This is a genomic window from Bradyrhizobium sp. AS23.2 (assembly GCF_001908185.1).
Classification (GTDB): Bacteria; Pseudomonadota; Alphaproteobacteria; order Rhizobiales; family Xanthobacteraceae; genus Bradyrhizobium.
The window spans coordinates 1-13,943 of record NZ_LGHM01000030.1; the positions used below are offsets into that span (position 1 = coordinate 1).

General features: G+C 60.4%; 13 protein-coding genes and 2 pseudogenes. 11 read left to right on the forward strand and 4 right to left on the reverse strand.

The window, feature by feature from the left end:
• The coding region (locus AC630_RS06160; protein WP_074117632.1) for a LysR family transcriptional regulator at positions 1-691 on the reverse strand (691 nt) is incomplete at its 3' end.
• A 468-nt stretch (positions 692-1,159) separates the two neighbouring features.
• Here AC630_RS06160 and AC630_RS06165 point away from each other — a divergent pair.
• From AC630_RS06165 to AC630_RS06200, 8 genes and pseudogenes are all read left to right on the forward strand, one after another.
• A complete protein-coding gene (locus tag AC630_RS06165) occupies positions 1,160-2,116 on the forward strand; it encodes a helix-turn-helix domain-containing protein (RefSeq protein WP_074117633.1) in 957 nt (318 codons plus the stop codon).
• Between the two features lie 717 nt (positions 2,117-2,833).
• Complete coding sequence (locus AC630_RS06170) at positions 2,834-3,607, forward strand: heme ABC transporter permease (RefSeq protein WP_074117659.1); 774 nt, start codon at positions 2,834-2,836, stop codon at positions 3,605-3,607.
• Between the two features lie 7 nt (positions 3,608-3,614).
• Positions 3,615-3,770: a heme exporter protein CcmD gene (gene ccmD, locus AC630_RS06175; protein WP_074117634.1), complete on the forward strand. Its 156-nt coding sequence runs from the start codon at positions 3,615-3,617 to the stop codon at positions 3,768-3,770.
• Positions 3,767-4,391 (forward strand): annotated as a pseudogene (locus AC630_RS48210) (DsbE family thiol:disulfide interchange protein). The gene ccmD and the pseudogene AC630_RS48210 overlap by 4 nt, the downstream one beginning before the upstream one ends.
• A gap of 215 nt (positions 4,392-4,606) precedes the next feature.
• Complete coding sequence (gene ccmI / locus AC630_RS06185; protein ID WP_074117635.1) at positions 4,607-5,305, forward strand: c-type cytochrome biogenesis protein CcmI; 699 nt, start codon at positions 4,607-4,609, stop codon at positions 5,303-5,305.
• Positions 5,306-5,308: 3 nt separating this feature from the next.
• Positions 5,309-5,761, forward strand: a complete 453-nt coding sequence (gene ccmE, locus AC630_RS06190; protein ID WP_074117636.1) for a cytochrome c maturation protein CcmE — start codon at positions 5,309-5,311, stop codon at positions 5,759-5,761.
• A 42-nt stretch (positions 5,762-5,803) separates the two neighbouring features.
• Positions 5,804-7,802: pseudogene (locus tag AC630_RS06195) on the forward strand (heme lyase CcmF/NrfE family subunit).
• On the forward strand, positions 7,799-8,275 hold the full coding sequence (locus AC630_RS06200) for a cytochrome c-type biogenesis protein (protein WP_074117637.1): 477 nt from the start codon (positions 7,799-7,801) through the stop codon (positions 8,273-8,275). Before AC630_RS06195 ends, AC630_RS06200 begins: the two are co-directional and overlap by 4 nt.
• Before the next feature lie 98 nt (positions 8,276-8,373).
• Here the strand turns inward: AC630_RS06200 and ccmB are convergent, their stop codons facing one another.
• On the reverse strand, positions 8,374-9,036 hold the full coding sequence (gene ccmB / locus AC630_RS06205) for a heme exporter protein CcmB (protein WP_074117660.1): 663 nt from the start codon (positions 9,034-9,036) through the stop codon (positions 8,374-8,376).
• Positions 9,037-9,166: 130 nt separating this feature from the next.
• Positions 9,167-9,793, reverse strand: a complete 627-nt coding sequence (ccmA, locus tag AC630_RS06210; protein ID WP_074117661.1) for a heme ABC exporter ATP-binding protein CcmA — start codon at positions 9,791-9,793, stop codon at positions 9,167-9,169.
• Here ccmA and AC630_RS43485 point away from each other — a divergent pair.
• On the forward strand, positions 9,783-10,028 hold the full coding sequence (locus AC630_RS43485; RefSeq protein ID WP_143197856.1) for a hypothetical protein: 246 nt from the start codon (positions 9,783-9,785) through the stop codon (positions 10,026-10,028). The two genes, ccmA and AC630_RS43485, sit on opposite strands and share 11 nt — an antisense overlap.
• Positions 10,029-10,272: 244 nt before the next feature.
• Here the strand turns inward: AC630_RS43485 and hemA are convergent, their stop codons facing one another.
• Positions 10,273-11,610 (reverse strand): 5-aminolevulinate synthase, encoded by a 1,338-nt coding sequence (gene hemA, locus AC630_RS06215; protein ID WP_245330275.1) that lies wholly within the window; start codon positions 11,608-11,610, stop codon positions 10,273-10,275.
• Positions 11,611-12,412: 802 nt separating this feature from the next.
• Here hemA and AC630_RS06220 point away from each other — a divergent pair.
• Positions 12,413-12,709: a transposase gene (locus AC630_RS06220; RefSeq protein WP_074117639.1), complete on the forward strand. Its 297-nt coding sequence runs from the start codon at positions 12,413-12,415 to the stop codon at positions 12,707-12,709.
• Between the two features lie 589 nt (positions 12,710-13,298).
• Positions 13,299-13,937 carry a cytochrome P460 family protein gene (locus tag AC630_RS06225; protein WP_074117662.1) on the forward strand — a complete coding sequence of 213 codons (639 nt, stop codon included), beginning with the start codon at positions 13,299-13,301 and terminating at the stop codon, positions 13,935-13,937.
• The last annotated feature ends 6 nt before the right edge of the window (positions 13,938-13,943 follow it).

Sequence of the window (13,943 nt, forward strand, 5' to 3'; positions counted from 1 at the left end):
GCTGAAGATGCCCTTCCTGATCGCTCCTGTGCACAACTTTAGGGCCTGGATGGTCGGCAAAACAAGCCTGCTTGAATCGGCCTGCCACGTCGCATCCGAGTCTTTCGAGAAATACCACCTCATGCAAGTCCTGGAGCGAGATAACGGTTCGCCCTGCCATCGGATGTTTCCGAGACAGGACGAGCACACACCGCTCCTCGAAGAGCGGCCAGCGGTCGATACGTTCAGGTAGCTCCACGGCGTCACCGACGAGTGCGGCGTTGATCTCGCCATCCAAAAGCATCGCAACGAGCCCGTTGGCATCCGCCTCGCGCAGATCGACCCGAAGGTCGGGGATGATCCTGGCGAGCTCCAGGAGCAATTCCGTAATGAGCGCGGCGGAGACTGACGGCACCAGCCCGATCTTGAGCGGGGCGATTGTCTTCTTTTGATAGCCTCGCGCCTGAAGCCGTACGGCCTCCGCGGCGGCAAATATTTTCTCCAGCGTTGGCAAAATCATCTTGCCCAGGTCGGTGAGCTGGGTGAGGTGACGTTCACGGTGAATCAACGCGCCACCGAGTTCTTGCTCGAGCTTTTGTATCGCCTTTGTCAGCGCCGGCTGGGTCACATTGCATTGCTCCGCGGCCCGCGTAAAATTGAGCGTCCTTGCTAGGGCTAGAAAATATCGCACCTGATAAAGCTGGAGCTGCATACTCATACTCGAAAGATTTGCCGCGGTTCGGCGCGTTCCAGTTCGTTGCCATAATAGGCTGGGTCGATGGCCAAGCGGTTTGTCGCGGAGCTTCCGCGGAAACAGATATTGTGCCTCGGCTCGGAATTGTCGACTCGCGTCTTGCGGCAAGTGTTCTCACCGATGGTGTTTGCTATTAACGTCGCGGTTGCGTAGGCGAGACAGTTAAATGTCAGGGTTCGCATCGGGATCGGCTCTGCCATCTTTTCATCAAGTGTTTTTGCTCATTTAGGGATCTCCTAAGGTCTCGGTTCTGGACCCGTGGGAAGCGCGGCACTCTCACGCTTGTCAAAGAGATTCCCAGCTTCCGCCCAGGCCGCGAGTCATGGCGAGCAGATGCCCACGGTCCTAGCCATAAAGCAGTACCAAGATTTGCAATTGTCCTGTCCCAAGACTAGGACATCAGCTCAATCCGAGGGTCCGAAACACATGTCCGATCGTCCAAATCTTGCATTGCCTCGATCCGATCTCGATGTGCTGATGACAACCTTGGATGTCGACGTCATTGGGCTCATCGAGTGTTTGATCAGTCCAGGTTGGCGCCTGTCATTCGGGAGCGCGGACGCGCCTGCTATCCACTACAATCTTTCCGGGACCGGACGAATGGTTGTGGGGGGCTTCTCCGCATTTCCTCTGGTACCTCACACACTTGTCATCACACCGGCCAAGAAGCCGTTTCACATCGAGGTCGATGACCGCACAGCGGCCACGACAGTGAATGTGGTCGAAGCGCAATGGGATCCGCGCTTCGGCGAGCGTATTCAGCGATTCGTCGCCGGGGACGTCGACCCAATGGTCATGCTGATCTGCGGGTACTTTCGCGCTACCTTCGGTTCGTCGATCGACCTCTTTGCGGGCCTTTCCACGCCGATTGTCGAGCGCTTCGAACCCGAAGATGAACTGGGGTCAAAGTTGCAGGCTGCGTTGGCAGAAATCAGCGGCCGGCAGGTTGGAATGCAGGCGATGACGACCGCCATCCTGAAGCAGGTGCTCGTCACGCTGGTCCGTCGGAGTCTAAAGTCGACGAGCGTTTGGCTCGAACGCTTTTCTATCCTGAGTGACCGTCAAATCGCTGTTGCGTTTGCCGATATGTTGGCGCGACCATCGGCCGATCACTCCGTCATGGCCTTGGCGCAGAAGGCCGGCTTGAGCCGATCCGCGTTCATGGCGCGCTTTGTGCGCGCGATAGGATGTTCGCCAATGGTCGCGCTCCGGCAAATTCGGATGAAGCGTGCAGCCGATATGCTCGCCGCGAAGACATTTTCTGTTGAGCAGATTGCGCGGGGGGTCGGTTATAGGAGCCGCAGCAGCTTTCTCCGAGCCTTTCGCCAAGTGCATGGATACTGCCCAGCAGAATCTGAGGGTGATGGACAGAACTCCGATTGAAGATACGGCGCATGGTGACGGCAGCCGCAGCAGGCAAGGCCGCCGCGATGCGATCGCGTCTGAATTCAGGTCTATGATAGATAGTCGTCGGATAGATAGTTACGAGGCATTTCCCTCTATCCGGCGGCGACGGCATCCTCCGACTAATTCGCAGTATGCGTTTAAGGCTGCTGTGCTTCCTCTGCTGCCCGCGCGCGGCACGGCGGCTCGGCGCAATAGCTTCAATCCTTGTCGAGGCGGCCGCGCGTGCTCGGGCGGCCAAATGAACCTCAGGATCGGACGTAGCCGACGAAATTAGAAATTCCCTTTGGACATGCATTCTTTCGGTGGACCACGGGATTGTACGCATCGCGTGCGAAGGGGGGGCTCACGCAGAAAGCCTGCAGATCAGGGTGGGCGACGCTAGACTGCTCGCCCCGACGCAACGAGAGAAAGCCTTGCCGACGACCTTCCGGGAGATTGCAGGCGAGCTGTCGTCGAGAGCACCGGCCGCGATGATTGTGTTGTCATCTGCCTCACCACGCGATGGAGATGTCGAAACTCTGGGCGCCTACTGGACATCGAAACGATAACCGACGGTATTTGCGAGATCGTCTCCGGTGTGATGCAATACTCATCGGCTTGCAGACGCTCCAATGGCACAGTCCTTCGTCGCGAGCCGCAGTCGGAAGCGAGCGAATTCCCGGCCTGCGGGTTGGCTTCGAGGAGATCGGAAAGTTGAAGCTGAGCTTCACCGCCTACAGCAATCCTGGTAATTTCTTGCGTATCGCCGCAAAGCTGCTGCCTTGGCTTTGGGGGTCGACAGCCTTCGCCTTCGCGCTTGGTCTATTTGGAACATTCGGCGCGCCAGCCGACTACCAGCAAGGCGAGACGGCGCGCATCATGTACATCCACGTCCCCGCCGCCTGGACAGCGATGCTTGCCTACACGCTCATGGCTACGTCTGCGCTCGGATCCTTAGTTTGGCGTCATCCACTTGCCGATGCAACACAAAAGGCGGCTGCGCCGCTTGGCGCAGCTTTCACCTTCATCTGCCTCGTCACGGGCGCCCTCTGGGGCAAACCGATGTGGGGCACATACTGGGTCTGGGACGCTCGTCTCACCTCTGTGTTGGTTCTGTTTCTCATCTATCTCGGTCTGATCGCGCTCTGGCAAACGATCGAGGACCCGAGTAGGGCGGCACGAGCAGTCTCGATCATGACCTTGGTGGGCTTCATTAACATTCCGATCGTGAAGTTCTCGGTTGATTGGTGGAACACTCTCCACCAGCCGGCTTCGGTGTTCCGGATGGAAGGCTCGGCGATCGCTGGCTCGATGTTGTGGCCGCTAATCGTTATGGCGCTCGCGTACACGCTTTTGTTCGCAACCCTCCACGTAATGGCGGTCCGTAATGAGATCATGCGACGCCGAGCCCGGCGGCTTGCAATCACGCTGGCGGCCGTGGGCGAACCCGCGATGGCTCGCATGCCGCCTGCCGAAGCGGCGTCCTGAGCAGATCATGGTGCAGCATGGGGGAGTCATCATGGCGGCGTTTCTGGTGACGGGCGCGGTTCTGACCGGAATGATCGCGGCGGTCCTCATCGACCATCGCGCTCAGCTCCGTACCTTGCGTCGTCTGCTACCTGAACACTCGGATCGGCGCGGATGCGTATGAGCAAAATGCCAGCCTCGATTCACCTCCCAGCGAGCGTCGCGGCCCCTCGACGCGCACTGGCGCGCCTGCGAGTGATTATCCCGCTTCTGGTCTTCTTCGGAATTGCGGCATTACTCCTGGTGCGGCTCGGCTCCGGAGACCCATCGCTCGTGCCCTCGGCTCTGATCGGCAAGCCAGCACCGCAGTTTGCGCTGGAGCCCCTCGATGGGCTTTCGACGTCCGGTCCACCTGGCTTGTCGAGCGCCGATCTGCGGAGGGGGCACGTGACCATCGTGAACGTGTTCGCGTCATGGTGTGTTGAGTGCCGGGAAGAACAAGGGGCTCTGATGGCGTTGGCGAGCGACCGGACGCTGCAGCGACAGGGGGGTGAAGCTTACTGGCATCGTTTACAAGGACGATCCCAGAAACGCGCTAGCCTATCTCACCGCCAACCGGAACCCCTTCGCACAGGTTGGCACTGACCGGTCCGGCCGAACGGGGATCGATTTCGGCGTCTATGGCGTCCCCGAGACCTATGTGATCAAGGGCGATGGCACAATCGCCTACAAGCTGGTTGGTGGCATCTCGGAAGCAAGTCGACCTGCTTTGATGGCCGCAATTGCCGAGGCAGAGCGTCCATGACGACTGCCTTGCAAGCTCCCCATCCCCGCGCGACGGATGCAAGAAGGCATTTTCTTGCCTCGGCGGCATGGAATTCCATCCACTTAAATAATTCAGGAGTGAGCGATCAGACCATGGAAGCGGAACACTCAGAAGCAGTCCGATTGTCAAGGGCGGCGAATGGCCGACGACGTGGTGCGTTACGCAGTGGCAAAAACGAACGGAGGCCTTGAAACATGCTCTGGGCGGTCTTTGCAATGATGACGTCCGCGGTCGTGCTGGCGCTGGCCCGGTCGCTCTCTGAGCGGTGCGAGGGCCTTGGTGCTCACGATTCCGATGTCACCTTCTATCGAGGCCTTCTGGCCGAGGCGGATGATGACGTCCGCTGTGGACTGGTAGCACCCGAGGATGCCGTGGCGACGCGTGCCGAGATCGGGCGTCGGCTGCTCGCGTCGCTCAACTCGGCGTCGGAGGGTCGGCCGCGTTTGTCGTGGCGCTGGCAGCCGAGACGCACTGTTGCAGCCTTGGCGATCGTCCTAGTGCTGCCACTCGTCGGGCTCGCGTCGTACCTCATGGTCGGCGCTCCCAGCCAGCCTGACATGCCGATCGCCTCGAGGCGCAGGGGTGGGGACGTCACCCTCGCTGCCGCCGTTCCTGACATCCACGCCGGCCAAACCCGGTCTGACATCGCAGCGCTTCCTCCAGAGCAGCGGAGCGACGCGATCCGCGGGATGGTAGAAGGGCTCGCCGAGAAGCTCTCGAAGAACGGCCATGACCTTCAGGGATGGCTGCAACTGATTAAGTCTTACGCCGTATTGGGTGAACGCCAAAAGGCCGAGGCGGCCGTCGCAAGCGCACGTGCCCAGTTAGCAGGCGATGCGCAAGCGCCGGCACGCATCGACGAACTCGTCAGGCAGCTCGGTTTGAAGGGATAGACCTTGACCAGAAAAGGCGGGCGGCTCGCTATCATCAACGCAGCAGGCTTCACTTTGGCCATCGCGATAGGGCTCATCCTGTTTGCGTTGCGCGACAGTATTGTCTTCTTCTACGGGCCGACCGAGATGGCCGAAAGGGCGCCGCCGCGAGGAACACATCTGCGTATCGGCGGCCTGGTGAAACGTGGCTCACTTACCCGCGATGGATCGCCGACTGTCGTCTTCGCGGTGACCGACCTGAAGCACGACGTCAAGGTCAGCTACACTGGATTGCTGCCGGATCTCTTCCGCGAAGGACAAGGCGTCGTGGCCGAGGGCACGGTGGAGGGACCGGGTCTTTTTCACGCCGATACCGTGCTCGCCAAACACGACGAGCGATACATGCCCAAGGACGTAGCCGACAAACTCAAGCAACAAGGCGCTTGGCGCAACGAAAGATCCGCGCGAGCGGAATAGCGCCGCGCTCCACGAAACATCGCTGCCGATGGGACCAAAGGGATGATCGTCGAAACCGGACATTACGCGCTCGCTCTGGCTCTCGCAGTCGCGCTGCTTCAGTCAGTTCTGCCGCTCTGGGGGACCCGCAGTGGTGATTCTGGAATCGCTTCCATTGCGGTCCCGGCCGCAATCACCCAGTTCCTTTTGTTGGGCTATGCCTTCGCGGCACTGACTTACGCCCATGTGGTGTCCGACTTCAGTCTCGTGACAGTCGCCGAGAACTCGCTCACCACCAAACCACTTGTATACAAAATCGCGGGCGTCTGGGGCAATCATGAGGGATCCATGCTGCTTTGGGTTCTGATCCTCGCGGCCTTCGGAGCGACAGTGGCGATTCTCGGGCGCGGCATGGCGAACGAATTGCGAGCCAATACGCTAGCAGTCCAAGGCTGGATCTCCCTTGCGTTCCTCTGCTTCATCCTGTTCACCTCCGATCCCTTCCTACGACGGTTTCCGGCGCCTTTTGAAGGCCAGGACCTCAATCCGCTGCTTCAAGACCTGGGCCTCGCGATACACCCGCCGCTCCTCTACCTCGGTTATGTCGGTTTCTCGATCGTGTTCTCGTTCGCGGTGGCGGCGCTGGTCAGCGGCCGACTAGACGCCGCTTGGGCTCGCTACGTTCGGCCTTGGGTACTGATTGCCTGGATCTTTCTGACGCTTGGCATCGCCATGGGCTCGTACTGGGCCTACTATACCTTAGGCTGGGGCGGGTTCTGGTTCTGGGATCCAGTCGAGAACGCGTCGCTCATGCCCTGGCTTGCGGGTACAGCGCTCCTGCATTCGGCTGCCGTCATGGAGAAGCGCGAAGCCCTCAAGATCTGGACGCTGTTCCTGGCGATACTTACATTCTCGCTATCGCTGCTCGGCACATTCCTCGTGCGCTCAGGGGTGCTGACCTCCGTTCATTCCTTCGCCAGCGACCCGGCGCGCGGCGTCTTCATCCTGGTCATCCTGACTGTGTTCATCGGCGGTTCCCTCGCGCTTTATGCCTGGCGAGCGCCTTCCCTGAGCCAGCGTAGTCTGTTCGCTCCTGTGTCACGCGAGAGCGCGCTCGCCGTCAACAACCTGCTGCTCACCACCTGCTGCGCTACGGTCCTGACCGGCACGCTCTATCCGCTCGCGCTTGAGGCTCTGACCGGGGACAAGATCTCGGTCGGCGCACCATTTTTTAATTTGACGCTCGGTCCGCTAGTGGCGCTGATCGTTCTCCTGATACCGCTCGGTCAGTCGCTCGCCTGGAAGCGTGGCGATCTGCTCGGTGCGGCGCAACGGGTGACGGTCGCGGCCTTGGCCGGCCTTGTGGTCGCCCTTGTGCTCGTTGCTATCATCCAAGGCGGCCCTGTCCTCGCAGCGGTCTGTCTCGGTCTCGCCGTCTACCTCATCGTCGGTTCGTTCGCCGATGTGGCGGCGCGTATCTGGACACGTGGGCAGCCCGCTCGAGTGATGCTAGCCCGCGCGGTCGGGCTACCGCGCTCCGCCTGGGGGGGCGGCGATCGTTCACGCCGGCTTTGGCGTGACACTCATGGGCTTGGCGGCGACCGGTTGGGGCGTGGAGCGGATCGCGACCGTCAAGCTAGGCCAGGGGATCGATCTCGGCCCCTATCAAGCCACCATCGAGAATCTTCGATCGCGACAGGGGCCGAACTATTCCGAAGTCCTAGCCTATACGGTCATCAGCCGGGGCGGCGCCGCCGTGGCCACCGTCGAGCCCGCCAAACGCAGCTTTCCCGCGCGAGAGACCACCGTCACCGAGGCAGGCATCGTGACGCTGGGTTTTGGCCAGATCTACATTTCGGTCGGGGACCAGCACGCGGATGGTTCGATCGACGCGCGCATGTTCTGGAAGCCGCTTGTGACAGCCATCTGGATCGGCGCCGTCATTATGGCGTTCGGGGGGATCGTGTCGTTGTCCGATAGACGCTTCAGAATCGGCTTCACGCGCCGCGCGGCTCGCGTCCGCGCCATCGCCAACCCCGCAGCGCCGGAGCCCGCCGAATGACTTCGCTTCGTCGCATTCTCCTGCTTTCGATCGTACTCGCAGGCTTCGCGCCCAGCTTGGCAAGGGCGGTACAGCCAGACGAGGTCCTGCCCGACCCGAAACTTGAGGCGCGCGCGCGCGCTATTTCCGCCGGGCTGCGCTGCCTAGTCTGCCAAAATCAGTCGATTGACGATTCGAACGCAGAGCTCGCGCGGGATCTCCGACTGCTAGTGCGCGAACGCCTTAATCTCGGCGAGAGCGACGAGCATGTCCGCGCCTTTCTGGTGAAGCGTTACGGGAATTTTATCCTGCTGAAACCACCGCTCGATTTGGATACCGCCTTCCTCTGGGGAATGCCGCCTTTGATGCTCGCAGCGGGCGGGATCGCTCTCCTGTTCGGTTTGCGCCGCCCGCAGTCCACGCCGGCGGCGCCCTTAAGCCAAGCCGATCGGGATCGGCTCGCGGCTGTGTTAGACGCCGATACTCCGCTATAGGCATTTCCTGATGGTCAAGCGGTCTTAGCTTCGGAGGCGTGCGGAGTCGTTCCACGGCGGCGCCCCCCGAAAACAAACTCTTTCCTCTGCATCGCTCGTCATTCTCCCGCGCCGCGAAGTGCTGCGGCTGCGGCGATTGGGGCGAGGGCGACGGATGCGAGTCCGAGTGCGCAGAGGATCAAGAAGGGCGTCAGAAAGGGCACTGTGCCACTCTGCGCCGCGGAGACACCGAAGATCAGCACCGGTACGGCCAGTGGCACGACGAGGATCGACAGCAAAAGACCGCCGCGCCGCAGCGTGACGGTAAGGGCTGCACCGATTGCTCCCAGAAAGGTGAAAGTCGGCGTACCAACCAACAACGTCGCTGGCACGGCCCAGAGCGCCTGGCCGTCCAAGTCCAACATCAGGCCAAACAAAGGCGAGAGCAAAGCGAGCGGCAGCCCCGTGACAGACCAGTGGGCCACGCACTTAAACAGAACAATGAGTTCTAGGGGCGCCGGCGACAGCAACATCTGGTCCAACGAACCGTCCTCGTGATCCGCCTGGAACAGACGGTCAAGGCCCAATAGAGTCGCGAGGAGCGCCGCTATCCAGAGAATGGCTGGACCGATGCGCGACAGCAAGTGTAGGTCAGGTCCGATCGCGAAAGGTACGACCGTCACGAGACTGAGGAAGAAGACCAGGCCGAGAACCCCGCCTCCACCGATGCGGCGCGCCAGCATGAGGTCGCGAAGAAAAACGAGGAGGAGAATACGGGTCATGGCCCCCATCCAGCGTCGCCATCGCGTCGCGACAGCTCCTGGGAAATCGAAAGAGCGGCGTGATCTCTTCTCTTCCGACTTTGAGACAGGCGGCTACGGAGGTGCGGGCCGGACCCCAACGAGGCGACCTTCACCTCGCTTCGAGCCTGACTTGGATTGTCCCGGGTAGACCGAGTTGTTCGTGGGTTGCGGCGAGCATCAATCCTCCGCTTGCGAGATGGTCGGCGGCAACAGCCTTCAGCAAGGCGCGTGCATGCCGGTCGAGTGCGGTTAGCGGCTCGTCGAGCAGCCAAAGAGGGCGATCGGTAATCAGGAGCCGGGCCAATGCGACGCGGCGGCGCTGTCCCGCGGAGAGATAGCCGACAGGCAGATCGAGAACGTGGGCTAACTCCATACGGCCCAGCGCCTCTAACGGGGTTAGCCGACCTCGCCCTAAAAGTCCCCGGCCGATGTCGAGGTTTTCGCGGGCTGTCAACGCCGATTTCAGCCCGTCGAGATGGCCCACGTAGTGGAGGCGCTCTGCCAGGAGCGCCGTATCCGTGGCTTCGGACTCCACCCATGATATGCGGCCGGATCCAAGCGGCAAGAAACCGGCGATCGCACGCAAAAGTGTGGATTTGCCCACGCCATTGGGACCCGTCACTTCGGCGATTTCGCCCGAGCCCACTCGCAAAGATACCCCGCCGAACACCACGCGCTCGCCGCGCGCGACGGAAAGATCCTCGATCAGGAGATGGCACCGCTGCGTGATATCCATTTTCATTTTCGGTTGCCCATTGTCTCGTTCGGATCGTTTTCGAACGCCCGGTTGGAGTGCTTATCGAAATGAACGATTCTGGATCAGCCTGTTCGAGCGAAAGGCGGCGCCGTTGGGCAGAACCGCCCAAGAGGATGAGGCAGTTCAGTTCTTCGGGATTGCCTACTTGAAGGATGCGAGCCCGATTGTGATCGTCGTCAGCAAGATGTGCCATGCGATGACCCATGCAAACTAGCCGCGTGATAGAAGAACTGGATTGGGGCGCATCACATCTTTTATCCGAAGGCGTGTCGAAAAGGGCGGCGGGTATGCCCTCAAACGACCTTCGTTGGATGGTCCATCGTCCCAACTTGGCTGCCTCGGCCGCAACCTGGGACACGCGACGCCTTGCCGGCTTGGTCTGCGCCCGCCGGGTAGCCGAGGCGCCTTTCGATGCACAATCCGGCGGAGGCGGTTGCGAAGGGGCCCAAGCACGGCTCTCAGGCAAGAGAGAGGGTGTCCCAGGTCTCAGCGAGCGCAGCAGCGAGTTCCGCTATGTGGGTATCCCCGTGATATGGCGACGGCGTGATGCGAAGACGCTCTGTCCCGCGGGGAACGGTCGGATAGTTGATCGGCTGGATATAGATGGCGTGGCGCTCTAGAAGGTGATCGGCGGCCGCCTTACACAATTCCGCATCGCCGACAATCACAGGCACGATGTGGGTTTCGGTCGGGAGGACGGGAAGCCCGGCGGCTTGGAGCGCCTGTTTCGTTGCAGCGGCTTGCCGTTGGTGTGCTTCGCGCTCGGCAGACGAGTGCTTCAGGTAACGAACGGACGCACGGGCTGCGGCGGCAATTGGTGGAGGGAGTGCCGTCGTGAAGATGAATCCGGGCGCGAAGCTGCGCACCGCGTCGCAGATCGATCGCGACGCCGAGATATAGCCGCCAATGCAGCCGAATCCCTTGGCGAGGGTACCCTCGATCACGGTCACGCGGTGCATCACGCCATCACGCTCGCTGATCCCGCCCCCGTGAGCGCCGTAGAGGCCCACAGCGTGAACCTCATCGAGGTAGGTCATCGCGCCATACCGGTCCGCAAGGTCGCAAATGGCGCCGATCGGCGCCACATCGCCATCCATCGAGTACACGGACTCGAACACGACAAGCTTGGGGCGGTCTCCTGCCTCGCGCAGCAGCGCCTCAAGGTGACCGAGGTCGTTGTGGCGGAAAATCCGCTTTGCGCAACTTGATTGACGGATGCCTTCGATAATCGAATTGTGGTTGAATGCATCAGACAAGATCACGCAGTCCGGGATCAGCTTACCGATCGTCGAGATGCTGGCCTGGTTCGATACGTAGCCGGAGGTGAAGACTAGGCTCGCTTCCTTGCCATGCAGATCAGCAAGCTCACCCTCTAAATCAACCAAGGGCGAATTATTTCCGGCGATGTTGCGCGTTCCACCCGCTCCTGCGCCGCAGCGGTGAGCCGTTGCGGTCAGAGCGCTCACGACCTCCGGATGCTGTCCCATGCCGAGATAGTCATTCGAGCACCAAACCGTGATCTCCGTAACGGTTCCGTCAGACCGGCGCCATTTTGCGGCTGGGAAGCTGCCGGAGATGCGCTCGATGTCGGCGAAGACGCGATAACGCTGTTCCCCGTGCAGGCGCTCAAGAGAGTCTTGGAAATGACGTTCGTATGCTTCAGCCCTACAATTGTTATCGTCCGTAGCGAACGTCCGGTTGGGCGATGTCAACGCACCTTGTCCCGGCACTACATCCACACACAAATGTCTATTACCGACGCTTCCGAGCCCCGGATGCCTTGCTTGCGCGTCCATCTCAATCTCTCCTGACCGTCGCTCGACCGTAGCTCATCATGCAGAGAACTTCGCACTCGTCTTAGCTATAATTTGCATGACCCCCGGTTATGGTCGGGCGCCGCCTGAGGTAAAATTTGTCTGCGTCTGGGTCCCTTTCCGCAAACCAAGCCCCGTTCCGATGCAACTATCCGCGAGGCGGCTTTGCCGTCCTCTCCATGACGCTGGCTGAATTGCAGGGCTGCTAACCGGGCATAGAGGTGCCTTGCGTGAGGTCCGAATGCAAACCTGTCGACGCTACGGCTGTTTTCCATGTAACGATACGGTCCGACTTTTTGCGCGGTGGCGAGCCGATGAGCAATCACGATGGTGGTGTGTCGGTCCGCCATGCGATCGAGCGACGACAGCCCAGTCGTCCGCTCTCGGCGTCGAGCGCGGAAGTCGCTCTACCAAACATCAGCGCCAGTGCCTTCTTCACGATCGCGCGCGCATAGCGAGGCGCTGGCGTTGGCCGACTGAGAGGTCGCTCCGCGCTCGCCGACCAATGCGTCGTATTTTCTGGCGGCGGCGCGCTGTGAAGCAATCAGCCGCCGCTTTGGTCGCGGCCTGCGTACCTGTTCGAGCGCGGCCTGCCGCCGAACAAAGCGAATGTTCTCGGCGATGCTACCGAAGAGGATAACCAGATCCTGAGGCGCGAAGGTGAACCGCGGCCTGAGATTGAAAGATCGAGCCTTAGCGGGCCGTCGCTGCGAAGTGGGTCGCTTCAAAAATCGTTTCGAGCGAATCCTTCTGTGTCACGGCCTCGGCTTCGAAGGCTGGCATTGTGGCAAGGCGCCTAGATGCAAACGCCATCGCGGTTGCGAGATTGTCCTGGAGGCCGAAGAGGCATCGGTCCGGCGAGATCGACTACACGGGCCGGATCAGTAAGATTGGCGACGGTTCGTTGCGCACGGCACTCTACGATGCCGCCCATATCATACTGTCCAAGCCGTCCAAGGGCTGCTCACAACTGAAGAGCTGCAGCCGCGCCGGCACAAAGGGCCAAGGTGGGGCTCGCCCGCCGACTGAAGATGATCATGCATCGCAAGCTTGCGAGGGAGTCCTCTTCAACGCAGTTTGACAGGGGGCGTGCAACAGTTCGGGCAGGGCACGACATCAGGCCCTCTCGAAGCGAAGTGCCTTCGCCGGGACGATGGATCGCACTAGGCCGTACGCTTCGCGGTGACATGACGATCGTGCGGATTAGATTGGCCAGCTTCATACTCTTCCAATCCCAACGGGTGGCGGCTTTGCGCCGATCCCGCACAGAAGCGATACCCGATGAGTGGACAACGCAAAAAAGGGATGACAGATCGAGGGTCGTTACAGAAGCGAAGCATTTAAGGCAGCAAGGGAAGCAGCTATTGAAGCCACGCACGAGGCAGTGTCGATCGGAGAGCGGCTTTCGACATTGGTGTTGCCTACCCGTGACGACGGCGGCCGGAAAACTGACGCCGCCAATCCCTAGTCAATGGGCATAGTTGCGAGGGGCCAGAACCTTCCTATGACCAAACATCGATAGTTCGAGAGAACGTTATTCCCGACGGGTATCAATTGCATGCCCCTTTGTTGCTTCCGCATCTAGGGACCCACGCTTAATCTGATCTGCGTAGTTAACGAGACCACCTGCGCATCATTCGGTGACATACAGTGGTCAGAGGAGAGAGATCATGAGACGCACAGTATTAGCACTTACCGCCATCCTCGGCGTTGGCGCTATGGCAACCGCAGTCTTCGCACAGCAACCACAGCTTCCACCGCCCGACGATTGGCACGCCACCGGCCGCTATCTTCCTGAATACACGAAAGATGGCGACCTCATTCTGCCAAAGAACTTTCACGAATGGGTTTATGTCGGTTCGCCACTGACGCCTAATTTTTTGAATCCGCCTCAAGCAAACTTCCCTGAATTTCACAACGTATATATCGAGCCTGGTTCTTACGAGATCTACAAGAATACGGGCGTCTTCCCGGAAGGAACAATCTTCGTGAAAGAACTGCAGCTCATGCAGCCCGCCACTCATCCGGACGGCTCAAGAACCGCACCTTCGGGGAAGGGATTCTTCCCGGGCGCCTTCAACGGGGCGGATGTGACTGTCAAGGACACCGTGAGATATAAGGCTACCGATGGCTGGGGCTATTACAACTTCAACCACTTTGAACCCAAGGCGGCCAGCGCCAAAGTCCGGCCGATCGAGGAATGCGCCTACTGCCACATTGCAAGTGCGAAACGGGATGACGTATGGACGCAGTTCTACGCGTTGCTCGACAAGGTGCCTGTGCCGGCCGGCCAGACTGTAAAACAGTAGGAGGAA